General features: G+C 39.1%; 12 protein-coding genes, 1 tRNA gene and 1 pseudogene. 9 read left to right on the forward strand and 5 right to left on the reverse strand.

Features of this window, described 5'->3' with window-relative positions:
* The first annotated feature begins 29 nt into the window (after window positions 1-29).
* Both WKU26_RS07695 and ffh read left to right on the forward strand, forming a co-directional pair.
* Window positions 30-1,352 carry an MATE family efflux transporter gene (locus WKU26_RS07695; RefSeq protein ID WP_340321570.1) on the forward strand — a complete coding sequence of 441 codons (1,323 nt, stop codon included), beginning with the start codon at window positions 30-32 and terminating at the stop codon, window positions 1,350-1,352.
* A gap of 65 nt (window positions 1,353-1,417) precedes the next feature.
* Window positions 1,418-2,743, forward strand: coding sequence for a signal recognition particle protein (gene ffh / locus WKU26_RS07700; protein WP_340321526.1), 1,326 nt, complete (start codon window positions 1,418-1,420; stop codon window positions 2,741-2,743).
* A 99-nt stretch (window positions 2,744-2,842) separates the two neighbouring features.
* On the opposite strand, the gene WKU26_RS07705 is transcribed toward ffh, so the two are convergent.
* A complete protein-coding gene (locus tag WKU26_RS07705) occupies window positions 2,843-4,024 on the reverse strand; it encodes an exo-beta-N-acetylmuramidase NamZ family protein (RefSeq protein ID WP_340321527.1) in 1,182 nt (393 codons plus the stop codon).
* A 60-nt stretch (window positions 4,025-4,084) separates the two neighbouring features.
* Between WKU26_RS07705 and WKU26_RS07710 the strand changes: the two genes are divergently transcribed.
* Together WKU26_RS07710 and WKU26_RS07715 are read left to right on the forward strand one after the other, a co-directional pair.
* Window positions 4,085-4,621 (forward strand): HD domain-containing protein, encoded by a 537-nt coding sequence (locus tag WKU26_RS07710; RefSeq protein WP_178265636.1) that lies wholly within the window; start codon window positions 4,085-4,087, stop codon window positions 4,619-4,621.
* Between the two features lie 85 nt (window positions 4,622-4,706).
* A complete protein-coding gene (locus tag WKU26_RS07715; protein ID WP_445323227.1) occupies window positions 4,707-7,487 on the forward strand; it encodes a putative LPS assembly protein LptD in 2,781 nt (926 codons plus the stop codon).
* A 90-nt stretch (window positions 7,488-7,577) separates the two neighbouring features.
* Here the strand turns inward: WKU26_RS07715 and WKU26_RS07720 are convergent, their stop codons facing one another.
* Window positions 7,578-8,240 (reverse strand): uracil-DNA glycosylase, encoded by a 663-nt coding sequence (locus WKU26_RS07720; protein WP_340321528.1) that lies wholly within the window; start codon window positions 8,238-8,240, stop codon window positions 7,578-7,580.
* A gap of 54 nt (window positions 8,241-8,294) precedes the next feature.
* Complete coding sequence (gene asnA, locus WKU26_RS07725; protein WP_340321529.1) at window positions 8,295-9,335, reverse strand: aspartate--ammonia ligase; 1,041 nt, start codon at window positions 9,333-9,335, stop codon at window positions 8,295-8,297.
* Between the two features lie 225 nt (window positions 9,336-9,560).
* Here asnA and WKU26_RS07730 point away from each other — a divergent pair.
* Window positions 9,561-9,632, forward strand: a tRNA-Arg gene (locus WKU26_RS07730).
* 249 nt (window positions 9,633-9,881) lie between these two features.
* Here WKU26_RS07730 and WKU26_RS07735 read toward each other — a convergent pair.
* Window positions 9,882-10,576 (reverse strand): annotated as a pseudogene (locus WKU26_RS07735) (transposase); the annotation flags it as partial.
* A 211-nt stretch (window positions 10,577-10,787) separates the two neighbouring features.
* Between WKU26_RS07735 and WKU26_RS07740 the strand changes: the two are divergent.
* Window positions 10,788-11,435, forward strand: a complete 648-nt coding sequence (locus WKU26_RS07740; RefSeq protein ID WP_340321530.1) for a vitamin B12 dependent-methionine synthase activation domain-containing protein — start codon at window positions 10,788-10,790, stop codon at window positions 11,433-11,435.
* A gap of 19 nt (window positions 11,436-11,454) precedes the next feature.
* Window positions 11,455-12,969 carry an ASKHA domain-containing protein gene (locus WKU26_RS07745; protein ID WP_340321531.1) on the forward strand — a complete coding sequence of 505 codons (1,515 nt, stop codon included), beginning with the start codon at window positions 11,455-11,457 and terminating at the stop codon, window positions 12,967-12,969.
* Here WKU26_RS07745 and WKU26_RS07750 read toward each other — a convergent pair.
* On the reverse strand, window positions 12,966-13,841 hold the full coding sequence (locus tag WKU26_RS07750) for an AraC family transcriptional regulator (protein WP_340321532.1): 876 nt from the start codon (window positions 13,839-13,841) through the stop codon (window positions 12,966-12,968). The two genes, WKU26_RS07745 and WKU26_RS07750, sit on opposite strands and share 4 nt — an antisense overlap.
* 252 nt (window positions 13,842-14,093) lie before the next feature.
* On the opposite strand from WKU26_RS07750, the gene WKU26_RS07755 reads away from it, so the two are divergent.
* Window positions 14,094-15,056 carry a uroporphyrinogen decarboxylase family protein gene (locus WKU26_RS07755; RefSeq protein ID WP_340321533.1) on the forward strand — a complete coding sequence of 321 codons (963 nt, stop codon included), beginning with the start codon at window positions 14,094-14,096 and terminating at the stop codon, window positions 15,054-15,056.
* A gap of 23 nt (window positions 15,057-15,079) precedes the next feature.
* The gene (locus tag WKU26_RS07760; RefSeq protein WP_340321534.1) at window positions 15,080-18,343 is read left to right on the forward strand and encodes a SusC/RagA family TonB-linked outer membrane protein; all 3,264 of its coding nucleotides are present in this window, start codon (window positions 15,080-15,082) and stop codon (window positions 18,341-18,343) included.
* Window positions 18,344-18,355: the final 12 nt, after the last annotated feature.

Genomic DNA, 18,355 nt, shown 5'->3' on the forward strand with positions numbered 1-18,355 from the left:
CTTACCGCCATTTAAATCATTTGTACATGATGTATACCAATAAAGAAATCTGGAATGTGACCTATCCGATTTTTCTCGGACTTTTGGCACAAAATGTGATTAATGTAACCGATACTGCTTTTCTGGGGCATGTAGGTGAAGTAGCCTTAGGAGCTGCTGCGATGGGAGGATTGCTGTATATATGTATTTATACAGTCGCGTTTGGTTTTAGTGTAGGTTCTCAGATTCTGATAGCCCGACGCAATGGTGAAGGTAATTACCGCTCTGTTGGACCGGTGATGTGGCAGGGAACTGTCTTTAGTTTTGTAATGGCTGTGGTATTATTGGGAGTCATGTATTTGTCTGCAGCTCCTTTGGTGCGCATGCTGATTACTTCGGACGATATTTTTCATGCCACATACGAGTTTTTTACCTGGCGTATATGGGGATTCTTGTTTGCTTTTGTCAACGTAATGTTTCGTGCCTTGTATATCGGCATTACTCAGACCAAAGTGTTGACAATGAATGCCATTGTAATGGCTGTAATTAATGTGTTCTTAGATTATGTACTGGTCTTTGGTGCTTGGGGATTTCCGGAGATGGGAGTACGTGGAGCGGCTTTGGCTTCTGTTATAGCGGAAGCTTCTTCTATGCTGTTTTTCTTTATTTATACCTATTGTAAGGTAGATCGTAAGAAATATGGTTTAAATCGTTTCGGCCGCTTTGAACCGGCTATGGTCATGCGTATTTTACGTATTTCCTGCTTTACGATGGTACAATATTTTTTAGCGATGGCCATCTGGTTTGTATTTTTCATGGCACTCGAACGTTTGGGGCAACGTCAGTTGGCTATTGCCAATATTGTACGTAGTGTATACATTGTATTACTTATTCCGGTACAGGCTCTTTCTACTACAGCCAATACATTGGTAAGTAATCTGATTGGTTCGGGAGGTGCTTCCTTAGTTGTGCGTTTACTGCATAAGATTTCCAGAATGTCGTTCCTTATAATGATAGGATGTGTAGCGCTTTGTGTACTCTTTCCGCAGGTAATCTTGTCGGTCTATACTAATGAAGAAGCTTTGCTGCGGGAATCGGTATCAGCATTGTATGTGGTTTGTGGAGCTATGTTGATTGCCTCAATGGCCAATGTGTATTTTAATGGAATATCCGGTACGGGTAATACGCAGGCTGCTTTGATTTTGGAGGTCTTTGTACAAGTGTTTTATGCCTTGTATATTGTAGTAGTGGGAATGGTATGGAGGGCACCTGTAGATGTTTGCTTTACTACAGAATTGATTTATTATGCTCTGATGCTGGCTGGTAGCATCATTTATCTGAAAAAAGCAAAATGGCAGAATAAAAAGATTTGAGTATAATGATTTTTTTGTAATTTTGCACCTCGTTGTAAAAGAAGAAATTAAGATAAATAAGAGATATGTTCGACAATTTAAGTGAAAGACTGGAACGGTCGTTTAAGATTTTGAAAGGTGAGGGCAAGATTACCGAAATCAATGTAGCCGAAACCTTGAAAGATGTACGTCGTGCATTGTTGGATGCCGATGTGAACTATAAAGTAGCAAAAAACTTTACAGATACAGTAAAAGAAAAGGCATTGGGACAGAACGTGCTGACAGCCGTTAAACCCAGCCAGTTGATGGTCAAAATCGTACACGACGAGTTGACTCAGTTGATGGGTGGTGAAACTGCCGAAATTGAACTGAAAAACCGTCCGGCCATTATCTTGATGTCTGGTCTTCAGGGATCTGGTAAGACTACTTTCTCAGGAAAGTTGGCCCGTATGTTGAAGGCGAAGAAGAACCGCAAGCCGTTGCTGGTAGCCTGCGACGTATATCGTCCGGCCGCTATCGAGCAGTTGAAGGTGCTTGGACAGCAGATTGAGGTACCTGTATATTGCGAATTGGACAGCAAGGATCCTGTACAGATTGCATTGAATGCTATTCAGGAAGCAAAGGCAAAAGGTTATGACTTGGTGATTGTCGATACTGCCGGTCGTCTGGCTATCGACGAGCAGATGATGAACGAAATCGAAGCAATCAAGAAAGCCATCAATCCGGATGAAACTTTGTTTGTGGTAGACGCCATGACCGGTCAGGATGCAGTAAATACAGCACGTGAATTCAACGAACGTCTTGATTTCAACGGTGTGGTATTGACTAAGCTTGATGGTGATACTCGTGGTGGTGCTGCTTTGTCTATCCGCACAGTTGTAAACAAGCCTATCAAGTTTGTGGGTACAGGCGAAAAACTGGATGCTGTTGACCAGTTCCACCCTGCACGTATGGCAGACCGTATCCTGGGTATGGGTGATATTGTTTCACTGGTAGAACGTGCACAGGAACAATACGATGAGGAAGAAGCAAAACGCCTGCAGAAGAAGATCCAGAAGAATCAGTTCGACTTCAATGACTTCCTTACTCAGATTCACCAGATCAAGAAGATGGGTAACCTGAAAGAACTGGCATCCATGATTCCGGGTGTAGGAAAAGCTATTAAAGATATTGATATTGATGACAATGCATTCAAGAGCATCGAAGCTATTATCTACTCAATGACTCCGGAAGAACGTACTCATCCGGAAATTCTGAACGGAAGCCGTCGTACTCGTATTGCCAAAGGTAGTGGTACCAGCATTCAGGAAGTAAACCGTTTGCTCAAGCAGTTTGATTCTACCCGTAAGATGATGAAGATGGTAACTGGCAGCAAAATGGCGGGCATGATGCAGAAGATGAAAAAAAGATAAACATTTTCTATTTCATAACTTGCACTGTCTGCTGTAAGGATAGTGTAAAATATGGAAGCCGATGTTATTCGTATGAATAGTATCGGCTTCTTTGTTGTTTTATAGTTCTGTATATAGCAGATACAAGGCCCGTTTCCTGCAGTATTCTTTTAATTCTTGTTGCCAGGCAATTCGAATTTCGTCTTCTGTTTTTCCTTGTATAATCCCTTTACGTACCAGATCGGTTCCCATCAGTAAGTCGAACCATCGGGGGCGGGTGAAGAATTCGTTCTCTTTGTGTTGTTGTTTGTATTTCTGATACCAGTTTATTACATATTGAAGCGATAATCCTTTGGGAGGAGCGACGTGTTGCAAGTTGTCGCCATAGCAATATTGGTCTTTGTGTAGCGGATTCTTATCGAACCCCTCCAATGCACGTGGTATGAAGCGAAAGCAGGAGTCTGAGAGAGAAAGAAGGGGGGTACCCAATACCTGAAAAGGATGAAGAGTTCCTCTTCCTACACTGACAGAGGTTCCTTCGAACGGGCAGAGCGATGGGTAGAGAGCAATAGCCTGATCGTTGGGAAGATTGGGAGAAGGTTTCACGGGTAGTGAATAGGCTTCTCCATGCTGCCATCCTTCTACCGGTACGATAGTCAGATTGCAGTGTAGTTCGTTGCCCAGCCATTTTTCTCCATTTATCATTTGTGCCATTTCTCCCATTGTGCAGCCATGCAAGACCGGAATGGGAAGCATTCCTACAAAACTTTTATAAGCAGGTTTCAGTACAGGTCCATCTACATAATCACATGGATTGGGGCGGTCGAGAACTACAAGTTCTTTATCATTTTCTGCACAAGCCTGCATCACATAATATAATGTACTGATATAAGTGTAGAATCGGGCGCCAACATCTTGAATGTCGAATACCACGGCATCAATACCTTTCAGTTGTTCGGGTTGTGGCTTCTTGTTTTTTCCATACAATGATACAATAGGCAAGCCAGTTTTCAGATCAGTGCCGTTCTTGATAACTTCTCCCGCGTCAGCTGTTCCTCTGAATCCATGTTCAGGTGCAAATATTTTAGTGACATGTATACCCGATTGGAGTAATGTGTCCAGTAAATGGATACCGTTTGTCGTAATAGAAGTCTGATTGACAATCAAGGCAATTTGTTTATCCCTCAGCAGAGGCAATGTCAGCTCTGTACGGTCGGCTCCGCAACGTACTTGGGCCCATGCCGGAATACATGAAAGACAAAGAAAGAAGAACAGGTTAATGAATAGCAGCTTATATTTCATGGTAAACCGATTATTTTTAGTAGTTTTGTACAAAGATAATAAAAACTGAACCAAGAAAAAATGAATCCTTTGGCTTTGATTGATAAATACTACCCGGTTGATAATGAGTTGAAACATATTTTGTTGGTACATAGCCGTTCGGTGGCAGACAAGGCACTGGCTATGGCTCGTAATCATCCGGAATTGCAGTTAGACTTGTCTTTTATTGAAGAAGCTGCCATGCTGCACGATATCGGTATCTTTCTTACAGATGCTTCGGGTATCGGTTGTTACGGAACGCATCCTTATATTTGTCATGGATATTTGGGAGCAGAACTGGTGGCAGCCGAAGGGTTTCCCCGTCATGCTTTAGTGTGCGAACGTCATACCGGAGCAGGAATCTCTTTGCAGAATATCATAGAACAGGAGTTACCTATTCCACATCGCGAGATGTTGCCGGTAAGCCTGGAAGAACAAATTATATGCTTTGCAGATAAGTTCTTTTCAAAAACTAAATTGGATAAGGAAAAATCAATAGAAAAGGCACGGAAGAGTGTGGCTCGTTTTGGAGAAGAAGGCGGAAAACGTTTTGATGAGTGGTGTAAGCTGTTTTTGTAACTAAAATACATTAAAAACAGCGTGTTTCGCATTTATTTAGAGGATAATGTTTACTTTTGTACCGCATTGCGTAAAAAATGAATGAATGACGTCGTTTAAAAAAACAACATATCTATTAATATCATTATTTCTGGCAGGTTTTCTGTTTGCTTTTTATGCTGAGGCTCAGCGTGTAAAGGGCAGAAAACATCGAAAGGAAAAAACAGAAACATCTCTTGATTCACAGGCGGTAGGGATACGTGTGGATAAATCTTTGCAAAAAGACTCTTTGCTTTTTGATTCGTTGCAAATGGATACATTGGCAGTGGATACACTGGCAAAGGATACTACGCCCAAGAAACAGCCGATTGATGCTCCGGTTATTTACGAGGCATCCGATTCTATTGTTTTTACCAAAGGAGGATTTGCGCACCTGTTTGGAAATGGAAAGGTAAACTATCAGAATATAGAACTGACTTCTGCCCTGATTACAATGAACATGGACAGCAGTACGGTATATGCACGAGGAGTAGCCGATACTACAGGAGTAGAACAGGGAACACCTGTTTTCAAGGATGGGGAAACACCGTATGAGTCTAAGACCATGCGTTATAACTTCAAGACGAAGAAAGGGTTTATCAACAGCATTGTGACGCAACAAGGCGAAGGTTATGTGACCAGTGAAGATGCCAAGAAAGGTCCCAATGACGATATTTACATGCGTCATGGTAAATATACCACTTGCGACAATCCGGATCATCCACATTTTTATTTGAAACTGTCTATGGCAAAAGTCCGTCCTAAAAAGGATGTGGTTTTTGGTCCGGCTCAGTTGGTAGTAGAGGATGTGCCTCTTCCGTTGGCCATTCCATTTGGATTCTTCCCTTTCAGTAGTAGCTATTCTTCGGGGTTCATTATGCCAACTTACGGTGATGAAATGAATCGTGGTTTTTATTTGCGCGATGGAGGATACTATTTTGCTATCAGCGATCAGATGGATTTGAAGGTTTTGGGAGAAATCTTTACGAAAGGCTCTTGGGGACTTTCGGCTGCATCGACCTATAATAAACGCTATAAATACAGTGGTTATTTCAATGCCAGTTATTTGGTTACCAAGTTGGGAGAGAAGAATATGCCGGATTACAGTGTGTCGAAAGACTTCCGTATTCAGTGGAGTCATCGTCAGGATGCCAAGGCCAACCCGAACAGTACATTCTCTGCCAGTGTCAATTTTTCGACCAGTAGTTACGACCGTTCCAGCTTGAATTCAATTTATAATGCCAACAGTTATTCGAATAATACCAAGGCCTCCAGTGTAAGTTACTCAAGAACTTTTCCTGAGATTGGTCTGAATATTTCGAGTACCTTCAATATTACCCAGAATACCCGGGATTCATCGTTGACAATGACCCTTCCGGATTTGAATATCTCCTTGAACCGTATCTATCCGTTTAAGAGAAAGAATTCGATGGGTGACCGCTGGTATGAGAAAATCTCATTGCAGTATACAGGATCGATGACCAACAAGGTAAATACGAAAGACAACTTGCTGTTCAAGACTCCTTTGTCTAAGTGGGATAACGGTATGAAGCATTATATCCCCATACAGGCTACTTTCAACCTTTTTAAGTACATAAACATTACTCCTTCGTTCAACTATACCGAACGCTGGTACTTGAGAAAGGTAAAGCAGAGCTACGACCAGGATACACGTCAGGTAGTGAAAGATACCATCAACGGATTTAATCGTGTATACGATTATAATCTGTCTATGTCGATGAATACGAAACTGTATGGTATGTATAAGCCTTTGTTCATGAAGAAAAAGGAAATACAGATCCGTCATGTCATCACTCCTTCTGTAAGCTATGCTTATACCCCCGACTTCAGTAAGGCGAAGTTTGGTTATTACGACAGTTATACCTATACCGATGAAAACGGTGAGGTGCGTATGCAGGAGTATTCTCCGTACGAAGGAGCTGCTTACAGTTATCCTACCATGAAAGGTGTATCGCAAAACATCAGTTTCTCGTTGGATAACAACATCGAAATGAAGATGAAATCGGATAAAGATACTACCGGCTATAAGAAAATCAGTTTGATTGACCAGTTGAGCGGTAGTTTGTCTTATGATATTGCCCGGAAACGTTGGAGCGATTTAAGCATGAATGTCCGTTTGAAGCTGACCAAGAATTATACCTTTAATATGAATGCAAGCTTCGCCACTTATGCCTATAAGTTCGATGAAAACGGAAATGTAGTAGTGAGTGATCGTACAGAATGGTCGTATGGTCGTTTCGGACGTTTCCAAGGGTATAGTGGTTCATTCTCGTATACATTGAACAATGATACATTTAAGAAACTGTTCGGAAAGGGAGAGGAAGAGAAGGATAAGAAAAAGAATGGTGACGAGGAGGATGAAGATGAAGAAGAGGATACCGAAGAAAAGACCAATAATGGCTCTAACATGAGAAAGACCGAACAGGCTACTCTTGACCCTGACGGTTATCTGGCCTTCAAACTTCCATGGAGCGTAAGTTTAAGTTACAGTTATAGCATTCGTGAAGACCGTAGCAAGCAGATTAATATTAAGACGATGCGTTACCCTTATTCGCTCACTCATTCTTTGAATGTATCGGGTAACTTAAAGCTGGGAAGCCGTTGGAATATGACCTATGCTACTGGTTATGATTTTACGCAGAAGGAACTTTCGTATACAACGATGAATATAACCCGCGACTTGCACTGTTTTACCATGAGTTGTGGCTTGATATTTGGTCCGTATACATCATACAATTTCTCTATACGTGCCAATTCGAATATGCTGACCGATGCATTGAAATGGGATCAGCGTAGTAACTCAAGTGAAGCCGTTACCTGGTATTAAGTATTTCTCGGTAATGATATAAAAAGGATTCCGCCTTACACCCTGTTGATACAGTATGTAAGGCGGAATCCTTTTTATATGATGTGGAAATCACCATTGGATAGGCTGTTCTCCGTGCTGAACAAGATATTCGTTGGTACGGCTGAAATGTTTGTTCCCGAAGAACCCATTGTAAGCAGACAGAGGAGAGGGGTGAACAGAAGTCAGCACCAAATGCTTGTTACGGTCGATAAAAGCTCCTTTCTTTTGTGCGTAAGATCCCCATAAGATGAATACCAGATGTTCTCTGTTTTCGGCCAAAGCCCGGATTGCAGCATCTGTAAACTCTTCCCATCCCTTGCGCTGGTGAGAGCCGGCCTGACGGGCGCGTACGGTAAGTGTTGCATTCAGAAGTAATACCCCTTGTTCTGCCCAGCGGGTCAGATTTCCACTTGTCGGTATCGGAGTTCTCAAATCGTCTTGTATTTCTTTAAAGATGTTCTGGAGAGAAGGAGGAAATGCTATGCCATCGTTTACCGAAAAGCAAAGTCCGTGTGCCTGTCCCGGTCCGTGGTAAGGATCCTGTCCTATTATCACTACCTTTACCTTGGGATATGGGCAAAGATTAAATGCATTGAATATAAGTTTTCCCGGAGGATAGACTACGGTTGTCTGGTATTCATGGCGAACAAAATCGGTCAGTTTAATGAAATAATCTTTCTCAAATTCTGGCGCCAAGACCTCTTTCCATGTAGCTTCTATTTGTACATTCATAGTTGTTTTTCTATTTGTCCGGGTAAAGGTAGTGATTTTGGAAGAATTTATCAACTAAATAAGATTCATGCCCAAGCGTTGGCATTCTTCCCGCATCTCTTCCGGCCAAATGCTGGCTTGTATTTCACCGATATGGGCCTTTTTAAGATATAGCATACATAAGCGTGACTGTCCGATACCGCCTCCGATACTAAGAGGAAGAGAGCCTTCCAGTAAACGCTTGTGGAAATAAAGCTGGGCACGTTCTTCTTTATGGGCAATCTGGAGTTGTTTGGTCAAAGCCATTTGATCCACACGGATACCCATGGAAGACAGTTCGATGGCGCGTCCCAGTACCTCATTCCATATCAGCAAGTCACCGTTCAGTCCCGGAAGTCCTGTTTTTGTATCAACAGTAGACCAGTCGTCGTAGTCGGGGGCACGCAGGTCATGCGGTTTGCCATTGCTCAGGCTTCCACCTATGCCGATGATAAATACCGAGCCGTATTGTTTGGTAATCAGGTCTTCTCTCTCTTTGGCAGACTTGTCCGGATACATCTGTAACAGTTCTTCTGCGTGTATGAAGTGTACTTCGGGAGCCATGAAAGGAGTGATCTGAGGATATGCTTCACAAACCATGTATTCGGTACGTCGCATGGCTGCATAGATACGTCTGACGATATCTTTCAAAAAATCAATGTTACGTTGCTCGGGAGTGATAACCTGTTCCCAGTCCCATTGGTCCACGTAAAGAGAATGAAGATTTCCCAATTCTTCGTCGGCACGGATGGCATTCATATCTGTATAGATACCGTATCCCGGCTCGATGTGATAATCGGCCAGTGTCAGTCGTTTCCATTTGGCTAATGAGTGTACCACTTCCGCCTGTTGGTCGCCCAGTTCTTTGACTGGAAATGTTACAGGACGTTCTGTTCCGCTTAAGTCATCGTTGATTCCCATTCCTTTCAATACAAAAAGTGGTGCTGTTACTCTTCGCAGGCGTAATTCGGAAGAAAGGTTCTGCTGGAAAAATTCTTTTATCTGTTTAATACCTAACTCGGTTTGTTTCATGTCGAGTAGAGGCTTATAGTTGGCTGGTTTTATCAAATAGCTCATGATTATTTGTTCTTAATAGTTATTGTGTTTGCAAAGGTAAGTTTATTTTGTTAAAATGCAATTTATTTTTAAATTATTATATCATAATGTTTGTGTTTTGCTTTTTGAAGGTATACTTTTGATTATATTTCAGGAGATGAAGGAGAAGGATAAGGAAGAATTTCTTGAGTCAATATTAGGAGAAAACATTAATAAATTGTACATTTGCCGTCGCATTAAAATAATGCGCCCGTAGTTCAATGGATAGAATAATGGATTCCGGTTCCATCGATTGGGGTTCGACTCCCCACGGGCGTACTTATTATCTTCTGTAATAATCTGAAAAATCAATATTTTACTGTGCTTGGTGTTGAAAAATCGTCAACCAAATGTCAACCATATCTTTTTTATTTTATTAATAAATGGATTCTAAGAAGATTTTCCAAGATTTAATCTCTGCTAATTTAGCAGATTATGAAGTAAGCGAAATATTAGAAATATGTTCTAATTTAGATCAATATTTAAAAGATGTCATTAGTGTCCAATAAAAATGGACAAGTTAAAAATTTAATCAAATAGTCCTTCAAAAAGGAGACAATCGAGTTCATTGACATCATTGAGGTTGGTCTTATCGAACAGGTTACGTAAGTGAGTTTTGTCCGTTAGAGAGATGCTTAGAATCTGTAAAACTTCGTAAGTTGAGCGTTTCAATTGTATATCGTGTTGAACTATAGCTACGAGACAGTAAGTAATGATGATCGCCACACTGATTTGAATACGGACAGCGTTTTCTGTTGTACTCCAGAACCTCTTTATTTTAAGGTGTTGTTTTAGCCATTTAAAAAAAGAACTCGACCAACCTTATAGAGATTGGCAATATCCAATGCAGAGACATGTGTTGCATTTGTTAGGAAAGTAAATTCACGGTCATCCTCTTCATAGTAGTAACGAATGAGTCGGAATGACTCGGGATATTTCTTTTCTGAGAGATACCCCGTCAGTTTTACTTCAGCATCGGTCGGTACATGTTTAGGCATCCTGCGCTTCCATTTAACCGTTGTGCATTTCAAGTTCGTCTTAGCTCTGACAACGAAAAAGGAACCTGTCAGGTGAATCCGATATAGTTCCTTAAAAGAGTCATAATCCCTGTCGGATATATAATAAGTATTTGGTTCATAATGGATCGAGAACATCGTTGTAGAGTCATGTTTCGTTGTGTTTTCAGGCGTATATTCTGTCATTATTGTATCAAAAAACGTGTGGAAATTGTCTGCCATACAAAATAATTCTATAACTTTGCTTTCGTGGACATATCGATTACTGTTTGTAATTCAGTGTTGTAATGATGTATTAATCTTCTGATAATCAAATTTACAGGTATTTATAATTAGTTAAATAACAGCAAATAGACTGAATAAATATAAGAATAAATCAGATTATATTTGCACTTTGAATGTAGCGTTAATCTAGTTTATGGAATATGCAATTAAAATATCATTAGAGGAAGCTGAAAAGCTTTTGGAGTTGAGTACTGATTTTGAATCGGAACTGGAGGAGGTTGTAAGCTTGGTAAATAAAGTGCTTGTACCTCAAGTTATATGGAAGTCTTATCGGGTAGACAGTTTGGATAAAACCGGATTTATGGTTCAGAACAAAGTCTTTCATTGTGGGGGTAAAGTATGTAAGGCTTTGGAAGAAAGTACTCAGCTGGTATTTTTTGTAGTAACAGTAGGGGACAAAATTACGGATTTGATAACTCAATATAATAAGGAATATGATTTTTTAAAGGCTTATTGGTGTGATAAATTGGCTAATTGGGCATTGGATTGTGTAGTAGAAAAGATGAAACAGGATTTGGCTGTGTTATATCGGAAAGAAAACCTGAAGATAACATCCAATTGGGGGCCTGGTTACTGTGGATGGAGTATCTCTGAGCAGGCCTTTCTTTTAGACTTATTGCCTGTTGATAAGTTGCAGGTTACATTGTCTTCTTCTATGTTGATGCATCCAGTTAAATCACTGAGTGGAGTGATTGGAATAGGTAATAAGGTAAAGTATAAGAAAAGTGGTTGTGCTGATTGTGCTTTACAACATTGTGTTTATCGTTCTTTAAAGTGGTAAAAGAATTGTAGCTGATAGTATGGTAAAATATCAAGTAAGAATAGAACCTTTAGGGCTGACTTATATTGTGGATGCAGGAACTTCTTTACAGGAGGTTTTGCGCAATTGTGATATAGATTTTCCTTGTGGCGGAAAAGGACTTTGCGGGAACTGTAAGGTAAGATTATTATCGGGGAATGTATCTATGGATGAAAAGCAAGTTTCTTGGCTAAATAAAAAAGGATTGTCGGAAGAGTGGAGGTTGGCTTGTTTGAGTAAGGTGGAAGATAATTTAGTGTTAGAAATACCACAAGTCGGTATGCAGATACAGACAGATGAGGCCAGGGTGTCTGACTTTGTACCTGAAAGTGGGTATGGTGTGGCGGTTGATGTAGGGTCTACTACCATCGTTGCACAAGTGGTAGATTTAGGGAATGGACAAGTTGTGGATACTTGTTCAGAGGTGAATCCACAAATATCCTATGGTGCAGATATTATTTCTCGTATTGAATATGCAATGCAGAAAAAGGAAAACTTATTGCAACTTTGTCATATATTGAGAGGTTGTATCGGCAAAATGCTTTATACGCTGACTATAAGAAATTCTATTTCTTCTTTTCAGAAAGTTGTCTTGGCGGGTAATACAGTGATGCATCATTTATTTGCCGGATATGATGTGGCTTCACTGGCTACAGCTCCTTATCATTCTGATAGTAATGAAGGGTATGTGCTGTTGTCGACTGCATTGGAATGGGATTTTATAAAACCTTGTCCAGTTGAATTTCTACCTAATCTCAGCCATTTTGTAGGGAGTGATATTTTGTGTGGAATACAGTCTTGTGGAATGGTTCAAGAAGAAGAGTACAAGCTGCTGATAGATTTGGGTACGAATGGGGAAATGGCATTAGGTAATAAACATCATGTTTTATATACTTCTACAGCTGCCGGACCTGCTTTTGAAGGCATCAATATTTCGTGTGGAATGCGTGCGATAGAGGGAGCAATTTATGCAGTAGAAGAAATAGGGGAGCATACGTGTAAATATGAGATAATCGGAGATAAGCAGGCAAAAGGGCTCTGTGGAAGTGGGTTGATAGAAGTGATTCACTGGTTGTTGCGTCATGGAGATATTGATGTGACAGGAGCTATGACCGATTTGACTCGAAGAGAAATTTCTTTGACCAAAGAGGTAACTTTAACTATTGAAGATATTCGTGAGTTTCAGTTGGCTAAGGCTGCACTGGCAGCAGGCGTGGAGCTATTATTGAAGGAATATAATATATCTGTTTCACAAATTTCACAAGTGTTTTTTACCGGTGGATTGGGAAATTATCTAAATGTAGATAAAATCAAGGAACTGGGTTTGTTTACTAAGTTTGAAAATTCAAAAATAGTTCGATTGAGTAATGCTTCACTTTCTGGGTGCAGACAATTTCTATTCGATTCCAATCGGGAGAAGATTGTATCTATTTTGAGGAATAAAGAGTTTTGTTCATTGGAAACGAAGAAAGAGTTTCAAGATGTATTTTGTGAGCAGATATTTTTTCCATATTAAGTTCTGGTTTTTATTTTTTTTGTGTATTCACTAGGTGAGTGTCCTGTTAAACTTTTAAATTGATGGTTGAAATGAGACAAACTGTTATACCCACAATCATATGCAACTTGACTGATTGTAATGTTTTTGTTGGTAAGTAGTTTGGCTGCGTAAGAAATTCTAAGTTCTGAAAGATATTCGAATATTTTTCTGCCGGTATTCTTTTTATAATATCGGCATAATGCACTGGCATTCATTCCTACATAATTTGCAATATCTTCTAACGATATATTATTTTGGTAATTAGTATTGATAAAGCGATTGACTTTTTCTACAATAGGGTTGTCGGATATTTCATTGGAATTCTCAAACTGATTTGTGGTGAGGTATTGATATTCACATGAGGTTGCAAGGTCTTGTAGCAATGAATATAGACCTTGTATTTTTTTAAAACCATTGCTTTGGATTAGTGTTCTGAATCTGTTTTTTAGTAAGTTGAGATTATTACCACTAAAAATTATTCCACGTTTAGATTCTATAAGTATAGAATAAATATTTGAAAGTTCTGGAATGTTATGTAGGTCTGCAGGGAATATAGATTCATTGAATTGAGTGTATACGGAACGTGATATTAAAGAGGTATTGGGTGCATAATACTCATCTGCACTTAACCAAAGATGAGGTAGATTAGAGCCAATCAGCATAAAGTCACCCGGTGACATCTTATGTACAGCATCTCCAACAAAACTAAGTCCTGTCCCTTCTTCTATTAAAATTAATTCGTATTCAGGATGAATATGTAAAGGAGCTGCAAAATAAGGGTTACTATATGCAATGACAGAAAAACTGCTTCCTATTTCTTTTTTTATATTTTCAATTGCAACTTCTTTCATAATGTAATGAATTTAAGGATAGATAAAAGAGGTGTCGGTTTCTTTTGCTTGCAAAAATACAATAATATACTGCAAATATATTTTAAAATTGTCATATAATCAATATCTACCTTTGTGAAAAAATTAAAACATAATATTATGAAGCATAGAGATAGGGTTATTAGGGCCCTTAACCACGAAGAGGTAGATAGGCCTCCGTTTCAAGCGACTTTTACTCCAGAGTTTGCAGATCGTTTAAGAACACATTTTCAGTTGCCTAAGCAAAAAACAGAACCACATCATAGGGAATGGTATGGGTATGAACTGGAAAAGTTAACAGGTCAGGATATTTTACAGGCTAGTGTTGGATGGTCTACTAGTTATTATTTGAAAGATGAACCGTATACTGATGAATGGGGGGTAGAGTGGAAAATTGATCCATATGAAACTCCGTTTGGAACAGGACATTATACAAATATTGCCCGTAACCCGTTGCGGGATGATGATGTAAAGGCAATGAATTATAAAGCGCCGGATCCACATAGACCAGAGTTGTATCATACTATTAAACGTTTAGTAAAAGAGTATGGAGATGAATATTATATAATAGGACGTATTCATTGTACTATTTTTGAATCAGCATGGGCTTTACGTGGATTAGATACCTTAATGACTGATTTCTACATTAATCCTGATTTGGTAAATCATTTGTTGGATGAAACGGGGGGATATCATAAAGAGGTAGCCAAGAAAATGGCTGAAATAGGTGTGGATATGATTTGGTTGGGAGATGATATGGGAGCTCAGGATGCCATGATGATTGATCCGGATCTATGGAGAGAATTTTTTAAGGATAGAATGGCTGATATTATTCATACGGTAAAATCTATCAAACCGGATATAAAAGTAGCTTATCACACAGATGGGTGTAATTATGATATTATTCCGGATTTGATAGAAATAGGTTTGGATGTATTGAATCCTATTCAAACAGAATGTATGGATCCGGAAATTCTTCAGGAAAAATATGGGGATAAACTTTGTTTCTTTGGTGGGGTAGCTGTACAATCTACTTTGCCAATGGGAACTCCAGAACAGATAGAGAAAGAGTATAAATGGCTGAAGAATTCTATAGGAAAAGGGGGAGGTTGGATTTGTGCACCTACTCATCATGTGCAGTTTGATACTCCTTTAGAAAATTTTTTCCATCTGATGAAGACTGTCGGAGTAGAGTAATATTATTTTTAACCAAATAGAATATGATGAAAAAACAAAATCGAATGAATGCTGGAAAAGCTACGGTTTCAGCTATGCTATTGGCCTTGTTGGTGCCGACTATTGAGGTCAATGCTACTGTAGAGAATGTAAGTACAGTAAATTATTTGGAACAACAGCAGACAAAAAAAATTTCTGGAGTTGTGAAAGATTCTTCCGGGGAAACTGTGATAGGGGCAAATGTTATGGTGGAAGGGAGTACTATCGGTACAATTACAGATCTAGATGGTAATTTTGAATTAAGTGTTCCTGAAAATGCTGTGTTAAAAATTTCGTATATCGGTTTTTCTGATTATACGGTTTCGGTGGCTGGTAAAACTTTTTTGAATGTTATTTTGAAAGAAGATACTCAAACTTTGGAGGAAGTGCTTGTAGTAGGTTTTGGTACTCAGAAAAAGGTCAATCTTACAGGAGCTGTTTCAAATGTAGATTCAAAAGCTTTTGAAGGTAGAGCAGTGGCAAATGTGTCTCAGGCTTTGCAAGGAGCAATGCCGGGCTTGAATATTCAGCAGACTTCAGGCTATCTGAACGAGTCTCCATCTATTAATGTGCGTGGTATCGGTACCATTGGTGAAGGTTCCAGTGCAGCACCTTTGGTTTTGATTGATGGTATGGAGGGAGATTTGAATCGATTGAATCCTCAAGATATTGAATCTGTATCAGTTTTGAAAGACGCAGCAGCATCTTCTATTTATGGTTCTAGAGCTCCTTTTGGTGTTATATTAATTACAACTAAGAAAGGAAAATCAGGTAAAATTCAGGTTAATTACAACAACTCTTTCCGATGGAATAGAGTAAGCAGAATGCCTAAATCGGTAGATTCATATACTTTTGCGACATTTTATAATGATGCTGCATCAAATTCAGGTCAGACACCATTTTTTGAGCCGGAACAGATGCAGAAAATCAAGGACTACATGGATGGAAAACGTCATGATGGTATTGAAATCGATCCTAATACAGGCAACTGGAAAGACTTGTATAATGACGGCTTTGCTAATACGGATTGGATTGATGTGCTATTTGACAACACAACTTTTGCACAAGAACATAATCTTAGTATTACAGGAGGTTCTGAAAAAGTTAAGATTTATGCTTCTGTAAACTATATGGGACAGGATGGTATTGTTAAACTTAATCCTGAAAAGAATCAACGTTTTACATCGAACTTAAAGGCAACGATTGATTTCTCTGATAAGCTGTCAATGACATATTCTACCCGCTATGGACTTACTGATTATGATGCACCTAGTCATATGGAGACATTCTTTGCAAGTTGGGGATATGCAAGTCAGACATGGCCTACGTTAATAGCTTATGACCCTAATGGAAACTTGTATGCATATGCTACTCATGCTCTTCCATTTAGAGACGGTGGCCGTTTCAAACAGAAAGGACATGAGCTGATTCAGCAATTGAATCTTACATTTGAGCCTATCAAGAACTGGAAGTTTATAGGTGATATTAACTATAAGCATTTTTCTCAGAGGGAAACTTACGATAAGCAGAAGATCTATACGTACGATCCGCAGGGTAACCGTCAGTTGTATACAATGGGAGGATTTGATAGTGATTACGTAAAAGAAGGGTATAACGGATATTCATATTTGAATATGAATGCATATTCTGAATATTCTCATACACTGAACAAGCATGATTTTAAATTTATGCTAGGTACTCAGCTTGAAATGTATAAATCAGATAAATTTAATGCTTTACGTCAAGGTATTATTGTTCCAAATCTGATATCTATTGATACAACTTCCGGAATGAGTTTTGATGGTAAGGCAATTCCTCCTGTTGTAGGTGGAGCATATCATAAATGGGTTACTGCCGGATATTTTGGTCGTATAAACTATAACTATGATGAAAAATATTTGCTGGAGGTAAACTTGCGTTATGATGGAACATCTCGTTTTAGAGCAGATAAAAGATGGAAAATGTTCCCGTCATTCTCATTAGGATGGAATGTAGCACGAGAAAAATTCTTTGAACCTTTGGCAGATAAAATTCATACATTGAAGTTGCGTGCTTCTTATGGCCAACTTGGTAACCAGAACACTGATAATTGGTATCCTACATACGCTGTTATGCCTATAGGTAACGCTAATGGCGATTGGCTGGTCAATGGCAAACGCCCTAATTCGGCTTCTGCTCCAGCATTGATAAGTCGGAGTATGACTTGGGAGACAGTTAATACATTGAATTTTGGTTTTGATTTGGCTATGCTAAATAACCGTTTGAATATGTCGCTAGATATATTTAACAGGGAAACTAACAATATGGTTGGTCCTGCTCCAGAATTACCGGATGTATTGGGAGTTGCTGTACCGAAAACAAATAATACTGATTTAGAAACAAAAGGTTGGGAACTTTCTGTTTCTTGGAGAGATCAGTTGCCTAATGGTTTGAGTTATTATGTTAATGCAAATTTAAGTGATTCTAAAACTATAGTTACAAACTATCCAAATAGTTCTGGTAATGTAACCAGTTTATATTCAGGTAAGGAAATGGGTGAAATTTGGGGCTTTGAAACTGTTGGTATAGCCAAAACTCAAGAAGAAATGGATCGTCATTTGGCAAGCCTTCCCAATGGAGGACAAGGAGCAATGGACTCACAGGGTAAGACAACATGGGGGGCAGGTGATATCATGTATCGTGATTTGAACGGTGACGGAAAAATTGATTGGGGTAACTCGACAATGGAAGACCATGGTGATATGAAGGTTATAGGTAATGAAACTCCACGTTATAATTTTGGTATCAGTATGGGAGCCGAATATAAAGGATTTGATTTTTCTATGATGTTCCAGGGAACAATGAAGAGGGATTATTTTACTAAGCACAGGGATTTTTGGGGAGCTGAAAGTTTATGGGGATCTACTTCTTATAAAGAACATATGGATTATTTCAGAAATGATCCAGATCATTATTTGGGTGAAAATTTGGATTCATATTATCCGCGTCCTTTATTTGATACAGATAAGAACAAACATGCTCAGACACGTTACCTATTAAATGGTGCATATATCCGTTTGAAAAATGTGAATTTAGGTTATACTCTTCCTGCTAATTGGATTACTAAATTACATTTAAGCAATGTACGTGTGTTTGTGACAGGTGAGAATTTGTGGACAGGAACCAAACTTCCTGGATTTTATGATCCTGAAACATTCATGTCATATGGTGGTGCAATACACTATCCTTTAGCTGCAACTTATTCTGTTGGTGCTTCTATAACTTTTTAATCATTAGTTAAA

The sequence above is a fragment of the Phocaeicola sp. HCN-40430 genome, assembly GCF_037890285.1.
Taxonomy (GTDB): domain Bacteria; phylum Bacteroidota; class Bacteroidia; order Bacteroidales; family Bacteroidaceae; genus Phocaeicola; species Phocaeicola acetigenes.

What these genes read in the sequence shown, in the direction of transcription:
- WKU26_RS07695 (WP_340321570.1), top strand. Translation starts at nt 30, where the DNA reads ATGTATACCAATAAAGAAATCTGGAATGTGACCTATCCGATTTTTCTC.
- WKU26_RS07745 (WP_340321531.1), top strand. Translation starts at nt 11,455, where the DNA reads ATGGTAAAATATCAAGTAAGAATAGAACCTTTAGGGCTGACTTATATT.
- WKU26_RS07760 (WP_340321534.1), top strand. Translation starts at nt 15,080, where the DNA reads ATGATGAAAAAACAAAATCGAATGAATGCTGGAAAAGCTACGGTTTCA.
- WKU26_RS07705 (WP_340321527.1), bottom strand. Translation starts at nt 4,024, where the DNA reads ATGAAATATAAGCTGCTATTCATTAACCTGTTCTTCTTTCTTTGTCTT.
- WKU26_RS07720 (WP_340321528.1), bottom strand. Translation starts at nt 8,240, where the DNA reads ATGAATGTACAAATAGAAGCTACATGGAAAGAGGTCTTGGCGCCAGAA.
- WKU26_RS07710 (WP_178265636.1), top strand. Translation starts at nt 4,085, where the DNA reads ATGAATCCTTTGGCTTTGATTGATAAATACTACCCGGTTGATAATGAG.
- ffh (WP_340321526.1), top strand. Translation starts at nt 1,418, where the DNA reads ATGTTCGACAATTTAAGTGAAAGACTGGAACGGTCGTTTAAGATTTTG.
- WKU26_RS07715 (WP_445323227.1), top strand. Translation starts at nt 4,707, where the DNA reads ATGACGTCGTTTAAAAAAACAACATATCTATTAATATCATTATTTCTG.
- asnA (WP_340321529.1), bottom strand. Translation starts at nt 9,335, where the DNA reads ATGAGCTATTTGATAAAACCAGCCAACTATAAGCCTCTACTCGACATG.
- WKU26_RS07750 (WP_340321532.1), bottom strand. Translation starts at nt 13,841, where the DNA reads ATGAAAGAAGTTGCAATTGAAAATATAAAAAAAGAAATAGGAAGCAGT.
- WKU26_RS07740 (WP_340321530.1), top strand. Translation starts at nt 10,788, where the DNA reads ATGGAATATGCAATTAAAATATCATTAGAGGAAGCTGAAAAGCTTTTG.